Below are 17,994 nucleotides of genomic sequence, written 5' to 3'. Positions count from 1 at the left end.
CTACACCACGTTGCCGAGTTGAATGATGGGAAGATACATCGCAATCACGAGACCTCCGACGAGCAGTCCGAGCACGACGATCACGAGCGGTTCGCACAGACTCGCAAGCGTGCCGATTTTTTCGTCTACCTGACGATCGCACAGCGACGCCACATCGAGCAGCATCGCGTCGAGCGTGCCTGATTCTTCCGCGACGGCGACCGGCTGCACGACCTCGGCAGGAAAGCACTGCGTGGCCTGCATCGCGGTGGCGAGCCGCTCGCCGTCCTTCAGACGTGCTGCGATGCCGGCGGTCGCATGGTCGAAGTATGCGTTGCCGGTTGCGTGGTTGAGCGCGGCAAACGCATCGGCGAGCGGCGTGCCGGCCGATAGCAAGGTGCCGAGCGCACGGCTCCAGCGCGCCGCGCACAGCATGGTCAGCAGCGGCCCGACGACGGGTGCCCGCAACGAGAGGCGCGCGCATGCGAGACGCGCGCTTTCCGATACGCGCAGCAGCCTCGCGAAGCCCGCGCCCGCGGCGATAAGCAGCACGCCGACCGGCACGCTCCAGCGCGCGAGCGCGCCCGACAGCGCGAGTACCGCCTGAGTCGGAGCGGGCAACGCCGCGCCGAAGCCGTCGAAGATCTGCTTGAAGGTCGGCACGACCCACACCAGCAGCGCCGCGGTGATTGCGATTGCAAGCACCAGGATCGCCGCCGGATAGGTGAGCGCCGCGCGTACTTTCGCGCGTTGCGCGGCGGCACGCTCGCGGTCGTCCGCGATGCGGGCGAGCACGTCGGCGAGCGCGCCCGACGCTTCGCCGACCGCAACCAGTTGTCCGTACAACGGACCGAACAGGTCCGCGCGAGCGCGCAACGCCTGCGAGAAACTCACGCCCGCCACGATGTCGCGGGCGAGGGCGCCGACGATCCGCGGCATGCCGTTACGTCTTTTAGCGGACGACGCCGCGCGCGTGTCGGCCAGCAGCTCGAGCGACGGTGCAAGCGGCAAGCCGGCCCGCAGCAGGCTGGCGAGCTGACGCGTGAAGCGCGTAATCTCGGCGGCGCTTGCGCCCGGGCGCGGCGCGGGACCGTGCGCGACGAGCTCGACGATGAAGAGATCGTCGCGCCGAACCTGCGCGCGCGCCGCCGCGACGTCCGGCGCGATGACCGAGCCGCTGATCTGCGTACCGTCGGCCTCGATGCCACGCCATCTGAAACGCAGCTCCTGCGATAACGATTCGATCGCGCCGCTCTTCATGCGGCCTCGGTTGCGCAGAGCGCTTCGGTGAGGCTCGTGGTGCCGTCGTACACGCGCGCGAGCGCGGCTTCACGCAGCGTGGCAACGGCTTCCGAGCGGGCTTGCTGCGTCAGCTTCGGCGTGCCGGCGCGCGTGACGATCAACTCGCGCATCGCAGCGGAAATCGGCATCACCTGGTGGATGCCGATGCGCCCGCGATAGCCGATGCCGTGACAGAGGTCGCAGCCCACCGCCGCGTACGATCGCCAGCCCGCGAGGCGGTCATCGGGCACGCCCGCGGCACGCAACGCGGCGGCGGACGGCGCTTCCGGTGTCCGGCAAGCAGTGCACAGCTTGCGCACGAGCCGCTGCGCGCTCACCATGCGCAGCGCGCCGGCGAGGTTGAACGGTTCGACGCCGATATCGATCAGGCGGGCGATTGCCGCGGGCGCGTCGTTCGTATGCAGCGTCGACAGCACGAGATGGCCCGTTTGCGCGGCCTTGACCGCGACATCCGCGGTTTCTTCGTCGCGGATTTCCCCGACCATGATCACATCCGGGTCCTGGCGCAAAAATGCGCGCAATACCGTCGCGAACGTGAGACCGGCCTTGTCGCGCACGCTGACCTGATTGATGCCGGCCAGCTGGATTTCCGCGGGGTCTTCGACTGAACACAGGTTGCGCGACGCGTTGTTGAGCATTTGCAGGAAGCAATACAACGACAGCGTCTTGCCGCTGCCGGTTGGGCCGGTCACCAGCACGAGGCCATGCGGCGCGCTGATCGCCTCTCCGACCGTCGCGCACTGTTCGTGCGTGAGGCCGAGCGCATCGAGCGACAGGTCGGCGGGCAGCGGTTCGAGCCGCCGCAGTACGAGCTTTTCGCCGAACAGCGTAGGCAGCGAGTTGACGCGATAGTCTTCGATACGATCTGCGCCCATTGGAAGCCTGAGCCGCCCGTCTTGCGGCACGCGCCGCTCGGCGATATCCATCCGCGCGAGCACCTTCACGCGCGTGACGAACGCATCGCGCAAATGAGCAGGCGGTTGGGCAATTTCATGCAGCACGCCGTCGATGCGCAGACGGATGCGCCAGCCGTGTTCCGCGGGTTCGATGTGCAGGTCCGATGCGTTGCGGCGCGCCGCTTCCTGCAGCGTTTCCGTGAGGAGCCGGACAGCCGGTGCGGCGTCGGCTTCGTTCAGCGCATGGGGTGTGCTCAGCGGGTTCAGCGTGTTCAGCGGTGCAGGGCCGGGCAGCGAAGTGCGCAGCGCGACGCGCGACGATGACTCGCCGGCGAGGGTCGACTCGCGAGGCGTAGAGGAGAGAACGGATGACATCGGATACCGGCCATGAGCCGCCTGTGCAACAAGACGGTGTCATGATCCGGTACTGCGGCCGCGACCGCCATTCGGCCGTTCGGCTAGCTGTGCGCGGCTTTCATTTGCAGTAGGATGCGTGGCCGGACGTGCTGATCGCGTGCGATGCGAGGTTGTGTGGACGAAGTCAGCGGCGCAGCAATCTGGCCGCTTTCCCGCTGGTTTTCTGACCCGGCCGGAACAGCTTCACAGTGCGGATCGCCTGATCGTCGCTGCGCATCACTTCGAGCTTGACCTCGCCGATCTGCACGCAGACGTCGCCTTCCGGAATCTCCTCGAGAATTTCGAGGATCAACCCGTTGAGCGTTTTCGGGCCGTCGGTCGGCAGGTGCAGTTGCAGCCAGCGGTTCAACTCTCGCAGCGGCATGCTGCCGGCCACGATGCATTCGCCGTGGTCGTCCCAGCCGCCGCGCGAACTCGCGCTGCGCGGCACCGACGTGGTGAACTCGCCGATCAGCTCTTCGATGATGTCCTCCGGCGTGACGAGTCCCTGCAATTCGCCGTATTCGTTGACGACGAGCGCCGTACGGTGGCGGCTCTCCTGGAAATACTGCAGCTGCTGGAAGACCGGCGTGCCGGACGGCACGAAGTAAGGCTCCGCGAGCAGTTCGCGCAGCGTTTCGCGTTCAAGCTCCTGATTGTGAAGCGCCGCGAGCGTCTTGCGCACATGCAGCACGCCGAGCACGCGGTCGATGTCGCCCTGGTAGACGATCAGCTTGTTGTGATAGCAGGTCTCGAGTTGATGCAGGATCTGCTCGAACGGCGCGTCGAAGTCGAGCGCTTCGATCCGGCGGCGCGGAATCATCACGTCGTCGACCGAGATATTTTCGAGGTCGAACAGATTGAGCAGGATGCTGCGGTGCTTGGTCGGCATGAAGCTGCCGGACTCGAGCACGATGGTGCGCAGCTCTTCCGTCGACAGGCGCTGGTCACGCGCGCCGCCGGTGTTGATGTGCAACAGGCGCAGAAAGCCGTTCGCGATCAGGTTGACGAACCAGATGAGCGGCTTCGCGACGCGCATCAGCGGCGCGATCAGCAGGCTCGCCGGCAGCGCGATCTTTTCGGGGTACGTCGCGCCGACGATTTTCGGCGCGATTTCCGCGAACACGATAATCAGAAACGCGACGATGCCGGTCGACACCGACAGCACGACGCTGTCGCTGCCGAACGTGTGCAGCGCGATCGACGTGGTGAGCACCGGGATGATCGTATTGAAGAGGTTATTGCCGATCAGGATCACGCTCAGCAGCTGGTCGGTGCGCGCCAGCAGGCCCTGAGTCGTCTTTGCGCCGAGCGCGCCTTTGCTGGACAGGTATTTGAGCCGATGACGGTTGAGCGCCATCATTGCCGTTTCGGAAATGGAGAAGAAGCTCGAGCAGATCAGAAGGACGAAGACGGCGCCTATCTGCGCCCATAAGGGAATTTGTTCCACGCGTCGTGAATAAAGGGGAGAGGGATGGGGAAGAATATAGCAGAGGGGTCATGCGACCCTGTCGGCCGAACGGCAGGACCGGCCACACGGACGGGTGCGCGAAGCATGCGACGGCGATGCGGAGCACGGCTGTGAGTGAGCTGCGTTGCCTTGATGGACGGGCGAGGCAAAAAGACGGATGCGAGACGAACGCGAGACAAAAGCAGCGGGCGAAAAAAAACCGCGCTGCGTTGCGCGGTTTTTAAGAAATCTGGTCGGGGTGAGAGGATTCGAACCTCCGGCCTCTACGTCCCGAACGTAGCGCTCTACCAGGCTAAGCTACACCCCGATTTGTCCTGCATTGTACGGCTGGACTCTTACTGGACTTTTCGAGGGGATGAGTCTCGATTAAGACTGCCTCGTCGTCGAGTAAGAGCATAATTCTAGCAGGCTTTCCTTGTAAATGGAATCAGGAAACGAAGAAATCGCGGCCGCAGCCGCCTGTGCTTCCTGCTTCGCGCATTGCAGTGTGTGATCCAGCGCGCCTGAGCGCGTGATCGCGTCGAAAATGGTTTCGAAGCGGTCCGTGCCGCCCTGGACGATCGCGTCGCGCGCGAGTGCCGCCTGTTCGGGCGTGCCGCGTTCGATCAGATAAATGAGCGGCAGTGTCGGCTTGCCTTCGCGCAGATCGTCGCCGGCGTTCTTGCCCATCGATTCGGCCGTGCCGGTGTAATCGAGCCAGTCGTCCATGATCTGGAACGACGTGCCGATGCGGCGGCCAAATTCGGCCGCGGCCGCTTCGGTTGTTTCGTCCACATCCGACAGCACCGCACCGAGCTGGGCGGCGGCCTCGAACAGCTTCGCCGTCTTGTAGCGGATGACCTGCATGTAGCGCGTTTCGTCGACGTCCGCATCATGCATGTTCAGCAGTTGCAGCACCTCGCCTTCGGAGATGATGTTGGTCGCCTCCGACAGGATTTGCATCACGCGCATCTTGCCGACGCCAACCATCATCTGGAACGAGCGCGAGTAGAGGAAGTCGCCGACCAGCACGCTCGCCGCATTGCCGAACAGCGCATTCGCGGTCTGACGGCCGCGCCGCAGGTCGGATTCGTCGACGACGTCATCGTGCAGCAGCGTGGCCGTGTGGATGAACTCGATCACCGCGGCCAGTTCGTGACGCTGCCCGGTGGTATCGCCCAGCGCGCCCGCCACGAGCAGCAGCAGCGCCGGACGAAGGCGCTTGCCGCCGGCGCTGATGATGTACTCGGAGATCTGGTTGATCAGCATGACCTCGGACGCCAGACGGTGCCGGATGACACGATTGACCTGCTGCATGTCTTCGGAGATCGGTGCGAGCAGGCTGGCGGCGTTGGGGGCGGGGGTGGCGGTCGACGACATGGTGGCGAATTGGGGTAATGCCGCGAATTATAAGGCGAATCGCGCAATTTCCGCGTCGCGGGGTGGCCGTGCGCAGCTTTTCTGGCCATTCGGCCTATGCTACGGGCATTGGACGGGGCCGTCAGAGGTCATTGCGCCGGATGTGAATCGGCTTTGACCGGTCGGCTAACTCTATGTATAATCACGGGTTTCCGCGCGTGGTGCGTCGGAAAAGTGGATCACGAATTCCAGAGTGAGGTTTTCAATGTACGCGGTCATAAAAACCGGCGGCAAGCAGTACAAGGTTGCTGTCGGCGAAAAACTTAAAGTAGAACAGATACCGGCAGACATTGACGCAGAAATCACGCTCGACCAGGTTCTCGCAGTGGGCGAAGGCGAATCGATTAAGTTCGGTACGCCGCTGGTCAGTGGGGCTTCCGTCAAGGCTACCGTTGTGTCGCAAGGTCGTCACGCCAAAGTGACGATCTTCAAGATGCGTCGCCGGAAGCACTACCAGAAGCACGGCGGCCACCGCCAGAACTACACCGAACTGCGCATCGACGCGATCAACGCGTAAGCGCATCGGGCAAGGAGCTATCACATGGCACACAAAAAGGCAGGCGGCTCGTCCCGGAACGGCCGCGACTCCGAGTCGAAACGTCTCGGCGTGAAGGTTTATGGCGGTCAGGCAATCCTCGCCGGCGGCATCATCGTGCGTCAGCGCGGTACGCGTCTGCACCCGGGCGAGAACGTCGGCATGGGCAAGGACCACACGCTGTTCGCGTTGGTCGACGGCCACGTCAAGTTCTCGACGAAAGGCGCCGCCAGGAAGCATACGGTCAACGTCGTCCGCGCAGCAGCCTGAGTGAATTAATCAGGTTCGGGCTTCAGCACCGGAAAAGGCCCCGCGAAGTAAGCGGGGCTTTTTTTATTGCCTTTTCTTTCATACGCGGGCGCGCACGCATCAGCACGCGCACGGCAAGCTGCACACGTTCGGTCTGTCGCTTTGACTTTGATTCTCCTTTGCTTCGCCATCTGGTCGATCGGCCGTTTGGTCGATTGTTGGCCCTTGCCGCGCGCGGCAAAATAGCGGCAGTACGGGTGGATCAGACAGCATCAAACAGCATTAACCGGTATCAGGTATCAGGTGGGACCCGGCCGAATCAGGCGGGGCCAGACGGTTCCAGACGGAACAAACGGGATGGAGTAACGCATGAAGTTCATTGACGAAGCGAAGATCGAAGTCATCGCCGGCGACGGAGGAGATGGCAGCGCGTCGATGCGCCGCGAAAAGTTCGTCCCGTTCGGCGGCCCGGACGGCGGCGATGGCGGACGAGGCGGCAGCGTGCATGCCATCGCCGATCGCAATATCAATACGCTGATCGACTACCGCTATTCAAAGAAACATCAGGCGCGCAATGGTGAAAACGGCCGCGGCGCGGACTGTTACGGCAAGGGCGGCGACGACATCACGCTGCGTATGCCGGTCGGCACCGTCATTACCGATCTCGATACCGGCGAACTGATCGCCGATCTGACCGAGCACAATCAGGTCGTGCAGGTCGCGAAGGGCGGAACGGGCGGTCTCGGCAATCTGCACTTCAAGTCGAGCACGAATCGCGCGCCGCGCCAGAAAACCGATGGCAAACCCGGCGAGCGCCGGATGCTGCGCCTCGAATTGAAAGTGCTCGCGGATGTCGGCCTGCTCGGCATGCCGAACGCGGGCAAGTCGACGTTTATTTCGTCGGTATCGAATGCGCGGCCGAAGATCGCCGACTATCCGTTCACCACGCTTGCGCCGAATCTCGGCGTGGTGCGGGTCGGACCCAGCCGAAGCTTTGTGATCGCCGATATTCCCGGGTTGATCGAGGGCGCCGCCGAAGGCGCGGGGCTTGGCCATCAGTTCCTGCGGCACTTGCAGCGTACCGGCTTGCTGCTGCATATCGTCGATCTCGCACCGTTCGACGAAGCGGTCGATCCGGTCGCGGAAGCGAAGGCGATCGTCAACGAACTGCGCAAGTACGACGAGACGCTGTACGCGAAGCCTCGCTGGCTCGTGCTGAACAAGCTCGACATGGTTCCCGAAGAAGAACGCGAAGCGCGTGTTGCGGCGTTCCGGGAGGGATTCGAATGGGACGGGCCGGTCTTTCAGATTTCCGCGTTGACGGGACAGGGTTGCGAGAACCTCTGCTACGCGGTGTATGACTACCTTGCCGCACATTCGGAGGCTCACGATGCCGCCGAGGCGGAAGATCTGGCGGCCGATGTGCGTTTCCGTCAGGAGGCCGAAGACGGCGCCGGCGGCGCATCGGCCAACCCGCCGCAAGACTGACCTGCAACAAGTCCGGCTGCCGCTGCACGGTTCGCGTGTACGGCAGCCTGATGTGCCACTGACGAAGCACCCTCGTACCCTGTTGGAGATCGCGCACAATGCGTTCCGTCATCGCAGATTCCCGCCGGCTGGTCGTGAAAGTCGGATCGAGCCTCGTCACGAATGACGGGCGCGGCCTCGATCACGCGGCCATCGGCCGTTGGGCTGCGCAGATTGCCGCGCTGCGCGAACAAGGCAAGGAAGTGGTGCTGGTCAGTTCCGGCGCGATCGCGGAAGGGATGCAGCGCCTCGGCTGGACGAAGCGGCCGCGTGAGATCGACGAATTGCAGGCCGCGGCTGCGGTTGGGCAAATGGGGCTTGCGCAGGTCTACGAAAGCCGCTTCGCCGAGCATGCGATCCGCACCGCGCAAATTCTGCTCACGCATGCTGACCTCGCGGACCGCGAACGCTACCTGAATGCACGTTCGACGTTGCTGACGCTGTTGCGTCTGGGTGTCGTGCCGATCATCAACGAAAACGACACGGTCGTGACCGACGAAATCAAGTTCGGCGACAACGATACGCTCGGCGCGCTGGTCGCGAATCTGATCGAGGGCGACGCGCTGATCATTCTCACCGATCAGCAAGGTCTCTATACCGCGGATCCGCGCAAAGATCCGTCCGCAACGCTCGTGCAGCAGGCCGATGCCGGCTCACCGGAACTGGAGGCGATGGCGGGCGGCGCCGGCTCGAGCATCGGCCGCGGCGGCATGCTGACCAAAATTCTCGCCGCCAAGCGCGCGGCCCACAGCGGCGCCGATACGGTGATCGCCAGCGGCCGCGAGGCGGATGTGCTGGCGCGGCTCGCATCTGGAGAAGCGATCGGCACACAGCTGATCGCCCGCACCGCGCGGATGGCGGCGCGCAAGCAATGGATGGCGGACCATCTGCAGGTGCGCGGCCATGTCGTGATCGACGACGGTGCGGTGGAGAAGCTCACCGAGGGCGGCAAGAGCTTGCTGCCGATCGGCGTCGTCGACGTGCAGGGCGTGTTTGCGCGCGGCGAGGTGATCGCGTGTGTGAATGCGGCCGGGCGCGAAGTTGCGCGCGGCCTCACGAACTACAGCAGTTCGGAGGCGAAGCTGATTCAGCGCCGCCCGAGCGGCGAGATCGAATCCGTGCTCGGCTATATGCTCGAGCCCGAACTGATTCACCGCGACAATCTCGTGCTGGTGTAACTAGCCCGGCGCGCTGCGGGCGCGCCGTTTTCGCAAACGGCGCGCAACGCCCAGCGCATCAGCGGTTGATCAACTCGCTCTGCGTCCGGTTGTAGCGAATATTATTGACGATCGTCTTCGCTGACCCGACCGGTATCCGGTTCGTACAGAAGAAGTCCTGATACAGCGCCGCGCGATACGCGTTCAGGTCGCCGTTCTCGATACGCGCCCAGTCATTTTCGACCGTGCGGTCCCAGCCGTCGTGGTTGTCGTTGAGACCCGCATACAGGCGCCACGTGTAGTTATCGCAGCGAATGCCTTCGTAATTGATATTGCGCGCGCCGCCCGGGCTCGTGACCACGACCGTGTATCGCACGACGCCGTCCGATCCTACCGTGATCGACTTCGAATCCACAAAGTAGCTGAGCGGCGTGTTCTGCGATACCTGGAAGGGCAGCAGGTCGGCTGTATCGGGCAGCGGCGGCAACTTGTCGACCTTGTTCTCGGTCCAGTTGGTCGGCATGTCGAGCAGATAATGGAAGTCTGAATCCTTCTGCGTGGCCGGTTGTTTGTTGGTGCTGGAACAGCCGGCCAGCAGAGCGCCGGTGGCGATGCAAGCCACGGCGAGAGCAAACGCTTTCAAATGAATTCCCCGAAATGCCGGCGCGGCGGCGAATGAGCCGCACCGGCAAACGCGGCGCGACGCGCCGCACAGTATCGCTGCTGCAGCGCTAGTCGCGCAAACCCGGCACGCGAACGACGACGCTTTCGGCTGCCGAGCAGTCCGATTCCATCGGTGCACGCAGCGATGTTTCAACCACGACGGTCACCACCTGACCGGCCGACGGCGTGGACACAGCCGCTGATGCGGCCGACCCCGGCGGCACATTCACCGACGACGCCATCCTCGGATAGCGCTGCCCATGATGACCTCCCGGTTTGTCCGTACGCGGCGCAGCGCGGCGCAGGAAACGGGAGAGTTCCGTCAGCGCCAGCTGATACACATCCCGCTTGAACTCGATCACACAGTCGAGCGGCACCCAGTACTCGTTCCAGCGCCATGCATCGAACTCGGGGTGATCGGTGGCGCGCAAACAGATGTCGCAATCGCGCCCGACCATCCGGAGCAGGAACCAGATCTGCTTCTGGCCACGGTAATGCCCGCGTACTTCACGCTTGATGAACTTGTCCGGCACCTCATAACGCAACCAGTCGCGCGTGCGACCGATCACCTTGACGTGCTCGGGAAGCAGCCCGGTTTCCTCGTGTAACTCCCGATACATCGCTTGCACGGGGGTTTCACCGTATTTGATGCCCCCTTGCGGAAACTGCCAGGAATGTTCACGGAGCCGCTTACCCCAAAACACCTCGTTGTGCGCGTTCAAGAGGATGATGCCGACGTTCGGGCGAAAGCCTTCACGATCCAGCATACAACCACCTTCGAATCCTTTAAAATTGCTTTGATTATAAACAGATAATGGCCCTGACGCACCACGAACGCCGCCCGGGTTGCCCCTGGATCGCAGCGCGCCGGAGCCTGTTGCAAGCGAGAGCCCGGACCCGCCTGGCAGGCGGTCGGGACTCAGTCGGGACTCGGTCGGCATGGGTCGGCATCCAGTTCGCAGCACATACCGTGTCGCCAGAATGCATCGTCCGAGTCGTGTGGCGAGGCCCTCGGCGCACGCATGGACGTCGGCGTAGGCCTTAGGCAGGCGCGGCAAAAGAGGGTTGAACCTGCCGAATGCGCCCGCTGGACATTGAACCATTGCATTCGGCACGCGCTTCGCGCACATTTCACGCTCGCCCGGCGTGCAATCTCGCGTGCGTTCGGCGCCGATCTGACGCGGATTTGGCGAACGGGTCCGCAAATGCTACCGTTTCATCTCTTTGGGCGGGCCCGACCCGGTTCCGCCGCTTTTGGAAAACTCTGAATGAAAGCCTCCCGTTTCTTTATTGGCACGCTCAAGGAAGCGCCTGCCGATGCCGAAATTGTCAGTCACAAGCTTATGGTGCGTGCCGGCATGATCCGTCGCGTGGCCGGCGGCATCTATAACTATCTGCCAATCGGCCTGCGTTCGATCCGCAAGGTGGAAGCGATCGTGCGCGAGGAAATGAACCGGGCGGGCGCGATCGAACTGTTGATGCCGTCGGTGCAGCCGGCCGAGCTGTGGCAGGAGTCGGGGCGCTGGGTGAAGTACGGTCCGGAGCTGCTGCGCTTCAAGGATCGCAAACAGAGCGATTTCGTGCTCGGCCCGACACACGAGGAAGTGGTCACCGATATCGCGCGCAACCAGATCAAGAGCTACCGGCAAATGCCGGTGAACTTCTATCAGGTGCAGACCAAGTTCCGTGATGAGATCCGTCCGCGCTTCGGCGTGATGCGCGGTCGCGAGTTCATCATGAAAGACGCGTACTCGTTCGACAAGGACACGGAAGGTCTGAAGGAGTCGTATCGCAAGATGTACGACGCGTACGTGCGGATCTTCACGCGCCTCGGTCTCGAGTTTCGCGCGGTGGCGGCGGATAACGGTTCGATCGGCGGCAGCGGCTCGCACGAGTTCCATGTGATCGCCGATACCGGCGAGGACGCAATCGCCTATTGCCCGACGTCGGACTATGCGGCGAACGTCGAGGCCGCCGACGCGCTGCCGCTCGTCGCGCAGCGCGCCGCGCCCGTCGAGCCGTTGCAAAAAACCGCCACGCCCGGCAAGGCGAAGTGCGAGCAGGTCGCCGAGCATCTGAACATTCCGCTCGAACGCACGATCAAGTCGATCGTGCTCGCGACCGACAACGAAGGCGCCGAGCCGACCATCTGGCTGCTGCTGCTGCGCGGCGACCACGAGCTGAACGAGATCAAGGCGGGCAGGCAGCCGGGCCTCGCCGATTTCCGTTTCGCGACCGAAGCGGAGATTGTCGAATGGTTCGGCACGCCGCCGGGCTATCTCGGTCCGCTGAATACGAAGAAGCCGGTCAAGGTAATCGCGGACAGCACGGTCGCGAACATGAGCGACTTCGTGGTCGGCGCGAACGAGGTCGACTATCACACGACCGGCGTCAACTGGGGCCGCGACCTGCCGGAACCGGTGGTGGCGGATATCCGCAACGTGGTGACGGGCGATCCGTCGCCGGACGGCAAGGGCGTGCTCGATATCTGCCGCGGCATCGAGGTCGGTCACGTGTTCCGGTTGGGCACGCGTTACTCGGTCGCGATGAACGCGACGTTCCTCGACGAAACCGGCAAGCCGCAGCCGATGGAGATGGGCTGCTACGGCATCGGCATCACGCGCATTCTCGGCGCGGCGATCGAACAGAACTTCGACGACAAGGGCATCATCTGGCCGGAATCGATCGCGCCGTTCGAAGTCGTGCTGTGCCCGATGGGTTACGACCGTAGCGATGCGGTGCGCGAGCACGCCGACAAGCTGTACGGCGAGCTGATCGCGGCCGGCATCGATGTGATTCTCGACGACCGCGGCGAGCGCCCGGGCGTGATGTTCGCCGACTGGGAGCTGATCGGTGTGCCGCACCGGCTCGTGATCGGCGAGCGCGGTCTGAAGGACGGGAAGATCGAGTACCAGGGCCGGCGCGACACCGAGGCGACCCTGCTGCCGGTCGACACGGCCGCGCAGACCGTGGTCGACAAGGTGAAGGCAGCGCTTTCGCACTGACCGGAGCGGACCGTGGAGTACAACTTCCTGTCCGCCACGGTCCTGCTGATCCTGATCACAGACCCGCTCGGCAATATCCCGCTCTTCGTCAGCTGCTTGCGGGGCGTGACGCCGCATCGCCGCGCGTGGGTGATTCTGCGTGAGGTCGCGATCGCGTTTGCGATCCTGCTGGCCTTCATGATGGCCGGCGACCGTTTTCTGCGCATGATGCATCTGACCGATCTGTCGCTGCGCATCGGCGGGGGCATCGTCCTGTTTCTGATCGCGTTGCGGATGATCTTCCCGCATCCGGACGGCCTGACCGGAGTGACGCGCGGCGGCGAGCCGCTGATCGTGCCGCTCGCGATTCCCGCGCTGGCCGGTCCGTCGGCGCTGGCGACGGTGATGCTGCTGACGTCGCAGGCGCCCGGCAAGATGCTCGAATGGATTGGTGCGCTGACCGTGACGATGGTGATCTGCGCGATCGTGCTCGTGTTGTCGGAGCGGATTCAGCAGTGGCTCGGCGAACGCGCGGTCACCGCGTTCGAGCGGCTGATGGGCCTCGTGCTGGTCGCAATTTCAGTCGAGATGATCCTCGCCGGTATTCGCGCGTTCGTGCATCAACTCTGAATTTGCGACGCCGCGCCGAGAAGCGCGCGGCCAGATTTCACCCGCCGGCGGTCAGCGCGCGGATGGTCGGCAGGTTGCGCCAATAGCCCTTTGCGTCCATCCCGCAGCCGAACACATAGCGGTCCGGCACTTCGAAGCCGCAGAAGTCCGGGCGCAGCGGCTTGGCCTTCGCGATGAGCTTCTCGCACAGCACCGCGCTCATAAAGCGCTTCGCACCCATCGCGAGAATGCGGTCGCGAATCGCGGCCATCGTCTCGCCTTCGTCGAGAATGTCGTCGAGCACGAGCACGACGCGGTCCTTCACCGATTCGGCCGGCGCGACCCGCCATTGCATGTCGTGGCTGCCCTGGGTGGTGTTCCGGTAGCGCGTGAGATGGATGTAATCGAACTCGAGCGGGAAGTCGAGATGCGGCAGCAACATGCCGGTGAATACCGCGGCGCCGCCCATCACCGACAGCACGAGCGGGAACACGTCGCTCATCTCGGTGCGGATCTCGCCGGCCATCCGCGCGATCGACGCGTCGACGTCGGCGGCCGATACGATCTCTTCGGACTGACTGAAAATCTGGAGGGCTTCTTCGCGATTCATGATGTTCGGCGGGCGGTAACTGTATACATATTAGTGTGGAACACAACGGCGCCGCTTCAGAACAAACCCGGTCACCGAATAAACCCGGTGTGCGCCCGGCATGTCACGGCATCGATCCGACGACGTCCGTTCGCGCCGCTGCTCAGCGCATCCCGGGCAGCATGCCTTTCATGCCGCGCATCATCTTCTGCAGATTGCCGCCCTTCAGTTTTTTCATCATCGTGCGCATCTGCTCGTACTGATTGAGCATGCGGTTGACTTCCTGCACCTGCACGCCGGCGCCCGCCGCGATGCGGCGCTTGCGGGTTGCCTTGATCAGCTCGGGCTTCGCGCGTTCCTGCGCCGTCATCGAGTTGATGATGCCTTCCATCCGGCGCATCTGCTTTTCGGCGTGGCCCATATCGGCGCCGGCCGCCGCCTGCTGGAACTGCGCGGGCAGCTTGTCCATCAGCGACGACAGGCCGCCCATATTCTTCATTTGCGAAAGTTGCGCGCGGAAATCGTTCAGGTCGAAGTCGCCGCCTTTCTTCACCTTGTCCGCGAGCTTCTGCGCGGCTTGCACGTCGACGCCGCGCTGCGCCTCTTCGACGAGCGCGAGAATGTCGCCCATCCCGAGGATCCGGTTCGCCATGCGATCCGGGTAGAAGATTTCGAGGCCGTCGAGCTTCTCCGCGACGCCGACGAACTTGATCGGCTTGCCGGTGATGTGCCGCACCGACAGCGCCGCGCCGCCACGCGAGTCGCCGTCGAGCTTGGTCAGCACGACGCCGGTGAGCGGCAGCGCGTCATTGAACGCCTTCGCGGTGTTGACCGCGTCCTGGCCGAGCATCGCGTCGACGACGAAGAGCGTCTCCGCCGGATTCAGCGTGCTATGCAGCGCGGTGATTTCCTGCATCATCGCTTCGTCGATACCGAGGCGGCCGGCCGTATCGACGAGCAGTACGTCGTGATAGTGGCGTTTGGCCCAGTCGACCGCGGCGCGCGCGATATCGACCGGTTTCTGATCCGGCTGCGACGGGAAGAAATCGGCGCCGACCTGCTCGGTCACCGTCTGCAACTGCGCGATTGCGGCCGGACGGTAGACGTCGCACGAAACGGTGAGCACCTTCTTCTTGTACTTCTCGCGCAACAGCTTCGCAAGCTTGCCGACCGTCGTGGTTTTACCGGCGCCTTGCAGGCCGGCCATCAGGATGATCGCGGGCGGCGTGACGGCGAGATTCAGTTCGACGGCCTTGCCTTCGTAGTCGCCGCCGATCACCGCGGTCAGCTCGCGCTGCACGACGCCGACGAGCGCCTGGCCCGGCGACAGGCTGCCGACCACGTCCTCGCCGAGCGCCTTTTCCTTCACTTTCGCAATGAATTCGCGTACGACCGGCAACGCGACGTCGGCTTCGAGGAGCGCAAGGCGAACTTCGCGTAGCATCTCCTGCGTATTGGCTTCGGTGAGCCGGGCTTCGCCGCGCAGCGTCTTGACGACGCGCGCCATCCGTTGAGTGAGATTGTCGAGCATGGGGAGCGATGAGCAGTGCGGCCCCGTGCGCGCGACGGAGGGTGCCAGCGGCCGCACACGCCGCGCATGACTGCGCGTGCGCATGTAGCCCGGCGTCGCGGCCAGGTGCCCTAGTGTAAACTTCGAACATGGATATTGTACTGTATGCCCTCACTGCGCTCCTGTACGGCGGCCTGGCCGTCGCAGGGTGGCGCTCGCATCGGCACACCGCGCCCGAGCCGGTGTTCGAGGGCGCACCGTCGCTGGCGACCGGAGCAACGGGCGCGGCCGGCGCTCGACTGAATCCTTCGGCCGCGGCGGGCGCACACGTGAATCCGTCGGCGTCGATGCAACCGGTGGCGCAGCGCACGCGCGCGCAAGGCGTGGCGATCGGCATGACGCCGCCGGTGCGCATTCTGCTGTTCGTCGCACTGCTGGTGCACGGCGTTCTGCTGCACACGACCATCTTTCCGCAGAACGCGATGGTGTTCGGCTTTGCGTTCGCGCTGTCCGCGATGTTCTGGCTCGGCGTGGGCATCTACTGGATAGAAAGCTTTTTCTTCCCGCTCGACGGTCTGCGGCTGCTCGCATTGCCGCTCGCGTGCGTCGCATCGCTGTTGCCGCTCGTGTTCGGCGGCGTGCATGTGCTGTCGTACTCGGCCGCGCCGCTGTTCAAGCTGCACTTCCTGATCGCCAACATCGCCTACGGGCTCTTTGTGATCGCCGCGCTGCACGCGGTGCTGATGCTGCTCGTCGAACGGCGTCTGCATGCGATGCGCGGCCGCGGCGGCGCGCTGCAGCGGCACAACGCGGCGGCCGGCAACGGTTGGCTGTCGGGCTGGCTCGACACGCTGCCGCCGCTGCTCACACTCGAGAAGCTGCTGTTCCGGCTGATCAGCGCAGGTTTCGTGCTGCTGACGCTCACGCTCGTATCCGGCATGCTGTTCAACGAGCAATTGATGAACCGGCCGCTGACGTTCGATCACAAGACCGTATTCGCCGTCCTGTCGTGGCTGATGTTCGGCGCGTTGCTGACCGCGCGCAAAGTGTCGGGCTGGCGCGGGCGTGCTGCGTTGCGCTGGGTGCTCGCGGCGTTCGTCGCCTTGGTGCTTGCTTATATTGGCAGCCGTTTCGTCTTCCAGGTGCTGCTGCACCGTCCTGTCGTCTGAGTGTTCCCATGCGGCAAATCATTCTGCTGGTCCTGCTGTTCGTGGTCGGTCAATGGCTCGTCAAGGCGCTGCGGCGTCCTGATGCGCGTACGTCGTCGCGCGCGGGCGGTCAGCCTGGCGCGAACGGCGCCGGTCAGTCTTCGAGTAACCGTGCGGCGAACGGTGCGCCCGGACCGAACGGCAACGCACGCGGCACCGCAAGCCGGCAACTTCCGGAGCCGATGATCCGCTGCGCCGAGTGCGGCGTGCACGCACCGAAAAGCGATTCGGTGATGTTCGATGGTCAGCCGTTCTGCAGCGCCGCACACGCGCAGCGCTACGCGGCGCGCGTCGAGCAGACGAAGGGCCGGGACGGCCGATGAAGCGTGCCGAAGAAGCGCGCCGAAGAAGCAGGCAGATGAAACGGGCAGGTGAAGCAGGCAGGTGAAGCAGGCCAACGAAGCGCGCCAACGAATCAGGCAGACAACGCAGTCGGACAACGCACACCAACGAAGCACACCCATGAAGCGCGCCGGCAAAGCAGCCCACCGCGGCCCACCCATGAATCACACTCACGAACAAAGCGCACCCATGAAGCGCACATCGACGAGACCGAGCCGATGACGCACAACTTCGCGATCGGCGCCGACGGCTGGGTCGCAGGCGCGCAGCCGTTCCCGTCGCCGAATGTCGAGGCGCGTCCGGCAGACGCGGTGCCGACGCTGATCGTCGTGCACAACATCAGCCTGCCGCCGGGCGAATTCGGCGGCGGCGCAATCGCCGACCTGTTTCTGAACCGCCTCGACTGCGACGCGCATCCGTACTACGCGGCCCACCTGCGCGGCGTACGCGTGTCCGCGCACTTCGTGATTCGCCGCGACGGCACGCTCGAGCAATTCGTGTCGTGCAACGAGCGCGCGTGGCATGCGGGCGCGTCGAATTTCTTCGGCCGCGAGCGCTGCAACGACTTCTCGATTGGCGTCGAGCTCGAAGGCAGCGACGCCGCCGCATTCGAAGCGGCGCAATACCAGACCTTGAGCGCGCTCGCACAGAGCCTCGCCGCGCACTATCCGATCACCGCGTTGGCCGGTCACTCGGATATCGCACCGGGCCGCAAGACCGACCCCGGTCCGCACTTCGACTGGGCGCGACTGCAACGCGAAACTTCATTTCCCGATCAGTATTTCCCCTATCGGTATCGGCCAGCTGCGCGATAAGCGGCTGCGACGAAAACCCGCAAAGCCCGGCCGGGCTTGCTCGCGCGTGAGCCTTGGGCCCGCGCGGTCAAGCGAAATGTCAACCCGCGCGGGCTAAATTTTTAGATTGATAGAACGCTAAAGTCCACTATACTTGGTGCCGTTAAAGCAGTTTTCCACAAGATGTTGTGTTGATCGGGGCAGCGCACCCGCTTCATGAGCAGGGTGCCTAAAGCATTGCCGGCATTGAAAAAACGCTGAAGTGACGCGTCCTGAAGCGATGTCCGCTTCGCGTAGCGTCCGCTCTCGTGGCGTCCGCTCTATTTGACGCTTCAGCAACTTCGCCAAGAAAGGGACCAGCCAGTGATCGCAACACGCATGATGA

17 protein-coding genes and 1 tRNA gene are annotated in these 17,994 nt (G+C 63.9%); 9 read left to right on the top strand and 9 right to left on the bottom strand.

Annotated elements, in window-relative coordinates; translation table 11 throughout:
* The 5 genes from HV675_RS04675 to HV675_RS04655 form a co-directional block, all read right to left on the bottom strand.
* Positions 1-1,239: a type II secretion system F family protein gene (locus tag HV675_RS04675; RefSeq protein ID WP_175109606.1), complete on the bottom strand. Its 1,239-nt coding sequence runs from the start codon at positions 1,237-1,239 to the stop codon at positions 1-3.
* Positions 1,236-2,552, bottom strand: coding sequence for a GspE/PulE family protein (locus HV675_RS04670; protein WP_175109604.1), 1,317 nt, complete (start codon positions 2,550-2,552; stop codon positions 1,236-1,238). Before HV675_RS04670 ends, HV675_RS04675 begins: the two co-directional genes overlap by 4 nt.
* Before the next feature lie 166 nt (positions 2,553-2,718).
* On the bottom strand, positions 2,719-4,023 hold the full coding sequence (locus tag HV675_RS04665) for an HlyC/CorC family transporter (protein WP_175109602.1): 1,305 nt from the start codon (positions 4,021-4,023) through the stop codon (positions 2,719-2,721).
* A 251-nt stretch (positions 4,024-4,274) separates the two neighbouring features.
* A tRNA-Pro gene (locus HV675_RS04660) sits at positions 4,275-4,351 on the bottom strand.
* 59 nt (positions 4,352-4,410) lie between these two features.
* On the bottom strand, positions 4,411-5,403 hold the full coding sequence (locus HV675_RS04655) for a polyprenyl synthetase family protein (RefSeq protein ID WP_175109600.1): 993 nt from the start codon (positions 5,401-5,403) through the stop codon (positions 4,411-4,413).
* Positions 5,404-5,647: 244 nt separating this feature from the next.
* Between HV675_RS04655 and rplU the strand changes: the two genes are divergently transcribed.
* The 4 genes from rplU (at position 5,648) to proB (ending at position 8,931) form a co-directional block, all read left to right on the top strand.
* Positions 5,648-5,959 carry a 50S ribosomal protein L21 gene (gene rplU / locus HV675_RS04650; RefSeq protein WP_007180329.1) on the top strand — a complete coding sequence of 104 codons (312 nt, stop codon included), beginning with the start codon at positions 5,648-5,650 and terminating at the stop codon, positions 5,957-5,959.
* A gap of 24 nt (positions 5,960-5,983) precedes the next feature.
* Entirely contained in the window at positions 5,984-6,247 is a 264-nt protein-coding gene (gene rpmA, locus HV675_RS04645) for a 50S ribosomal protein L27 (RefSeq protein WP_175109598.1), read from the top strand.
* Positions 6,248-6,595: 348 nt separating this feature from the next.
* Complete coding sequence (gene cgtA, locus HV675_RS04640; protein WP_175109597.1) at positions 6,596-7,714, top strand: Obg family GTPase CgtA; 1,119 nt, start codon at positions 6,596-6,598, stop codon at positions 7,712-7,714.
* Between the two features lie 98 nt (positions 7,715-7,812).
* On the top strand, positions 7,813-8,931 hold the full coding sequence (gene proB / locus HV675_RS04635; RefSeq protein WP_175109595.1) for a glutamate 5-kinase: 1,119 nt from the start codon (positions 7,813-7,815) through the stop codon (positions 8,929-8,931).
* Positions 8,932-8,989: 58 nt separating this feature from the next.
* Here proB and HV675_RS04630 read toward each other — a convergent pair whose 3' ends face one another.
* Together HV675_RS04630 and HV675_RS04625 are read right to left on the bottom strand one after the other, a co-directional pair.
* Positions 8,990-9,553 carry a CNP1-like family protein gene (locus HV675_RS04630; RefSeq protein ID WP_175109593.1) on the bottom strand — a complete coding sequence of 188 codons (564 nt, stop codon included), beginning with the start codon at positions 9,551-9,553 and terminating at the stop codon, positions 8,990-8,992.
* A gap of 88 nt (positions 9,554-9,641) precedes the next feature.
* Complete coding sequence (locus HV675_RS04625; protein WP_175109592.1) at positions 9,642-10,340, bottom strand: RNA pyrophosphohydrolase; 699 nt, start codon at positions 10,338-10,340, stop codon at positions 9,642-9,644.
* Between the two features lie 501 nt (positions 10,341-10,841).
* Between HV675_RS04625 and HV675_RS04620 the strand changes: the two genes are divergently transcribed.
* Together HV675_RS04620 and HV675_RS04615 are read left to right on the top strand one after the other, a co-directional pair.
* Positions 10,842-12,578 (top strand): proline--tRNA ligase, encoded by a 1,737-nt coding sequence (locus HV675_RS04620; RefSeq protein ID WP_175109591.1) that lies wholly within the window; start codon positions 10,842-10,844, stop codon positions 12,576-12,578.
* Positions 12,579-12,590: 12 nt separating this feature from the next.
* The gene (locus HV675_RS04615; protein ID WP_175109589.1) at positions 12,591-13,187 is read left to right on the top strand and encodes a MarC family protein; all 597 of its coding nucleotides are present in this window, start codon (positions 12,591-12,593) and stop codon (positions 13,185-13,187) included.
* A gap of 37 nt (positions 13,188-13,224) precedes the next feature.
* Here HV675_RS04615 and HV675_RS04610 read toward each other — a convergent pair whose 3' ends face one another.
* Both HV675_RS04610 and ffh read right to left on the bottom strand, forming a co-directional pair.
* Positions 13,225-13,776, bottom strand: coding sequence for a hypoxanthine-guanine phosphoribosyltransferase (locus tag HV675_RS04610; RefSeq protein WP_175109588.1), 552 nt, complete (start codon positions 13,774-13,776; stop codon positions 13,225-13,227).
* 142 nt (positions 13,777-13,918) lie between these two features.
* Positions 13,919-15,286, bottom strand: coding sequence for a signal recognition particle protein (gene ffh, locus HV675_RS04605; protein WP_175109586.1), 1,368 nt, complete (start codon positions 15,284-15,286; stop codon positions 13,919-13,921).
* A 128-nt stretch (positions 15,287-15,414) separates the two neighbouring features.
* Between ffh and HV675_RS04600 the strand changes: the two genes are divergently transcribed.
* From HV675_RS04600 to ampD, 3 genes are all read left to right on the top strand, one after another.
* Complete coding sequence (locus HV675_RS04600) at positions 15,415-16,434, top strand: cytochrome C assembly family protein (protein WP_175109584.1); 1,020 nt, start codon at positions 15,415-15,417, stop codon at positions 16,432-16,434.
* 8 nt (positions 16,435-16,442) lie between these two features.
* The gene (locus tag HV675_RS04595) at positions 16,443-16,796 is read left to right on the top strand and encodes a PP0621 family protein (RefSeq protein WP_175109580.1); all 354 of its coding nucleotides are present in this window, start codon (positions 16,443-16,445) and stop codon (positions 16,794-16,796) included.
* A gap of 237 nt (positions 16,797-17,033) precedes the next feature.
* Positions 17,034-17,630 carry a 1,6-anhydro-N-acetylmuramyl-L-alanine amidase AmpD gene (gene ampD / locus HV675_RS04590; RefSeq protein WP_175109579.1) on the top strand — a complete coding sequence of 199 codons (597 nt, stop codon included), beginning with the start codon at positions 17,034-17,036 and terminating at the stop codon, positions 17,628-17,630.
* Positions 17,631-17,994: the final 364 nt, after the last annotated feature.

Source organism: Paraburkholderia solisilvae (genome assembly GCF_902859875.1).
Lineage (GTDB): Bacteria > Pseudomonadota > Gammaproteobacteria > Burkholderiales > Burkholderiaceae > Paraburkholderia > Paraburkholderia solisilvae.
The sequence above is the reverse complement of the archived record's forward strand: the minus strand, read 5'-3'. Positions and strand labels throughout refer to the sequence as shown.

Coding starts and splice junctions, on each gene's coding strand:
- HV675_RS04675 (WP_175109606.1), bottom strand. CDS start 1,239: ATGAAGAGCGGCGCGATCGAATCGTTATCGCAGGAGCTGCGTTTCAGA.
- HV675_RS04670 (WP_175109604.1), bottom strand. CDS start 2,552: ATGTCATCCGTTCTCTCCTCTACGCCTCGCGAGTCGACCCTCGCCGGC.
- HV675_RS04655 (WP_175109600.1), bottom strand. CDS start 5,403: ATGTCGTCGACCGCCACCCCCGCCCCCAACGCCGCCAGCCTGCTCGCA.
- rplU (WP_007180329.1), top strand. CDS start 5,648: ATGTACGCGGTCATAAAAACCGGCGGCAAGCAGTACAAGGTTGCTGTC.
- rpmA (WP_175109598.1), top strand. CDS start 5,984: ATGGCACACAAAAAGGCAGGCGGCTCGTCCCGGAACGGCCGCGACTCC.
- cgtA (WP_175109597.1), top strand. CDS start 6,596: ATGAAGTTCATTGACGAAGCGAAGATCGAAGTCATCGCCGGCGACGGA.
- proB (WP_175109595.1), top strand. CDS start 7,813: ATGCGTTCCGTCATCGCAGATTCCCGCCGGCTGGTCGTGAAAGTCGGA.
- HV675_RS04625 (WP_175109592.1), bottom strand. CDS start 10,340: ATGCTGGATCGTGAAGGCTTTCGCCCGAACGTCGGCATCATCCTCTTG.
- HV675_RS04620 (WP_175109591.1), top strand. CDS start 10,842: ATGAAAGCCTCCCGTTTCTTTATTGGCACGCTCAAGGAAGCGCCTGCC.
- HV675_RS04610 (WP_175109588.1), bottom strand. CDS start 13,776: ATGAATCGCGAAGAAGCCCTCCAGATTTTCAGTCAGTCCGAAGAGATC.
- ffh (WP_175109586.1), bottom strand. CDS start 15,286: ATGCTCGACAATCTCACTCAACGGATGGCGCGCGTCGTCAAGACGCTG.
- HV675_RS04600 (WP_175109584.1), top strand. CDS start 15,415: ATGGATATTGTACTGTATGCCCTCACTGCGCTCCTGTACGGCGGCCTG.
- HV675_RS04595 (WP_175109580.1), top strand. CDS start 16,443: ATGCGGCAAATCATTCTGCTGGTCCTGCTGTTCGTGGTCGGTCAATGG.
- ampD (WP_175109579.1), top strand. CDS start 17,034: ATGACGCACAACTTCGCGATCGGCGCCGACGGCTGGGTCGCAGGCGCG.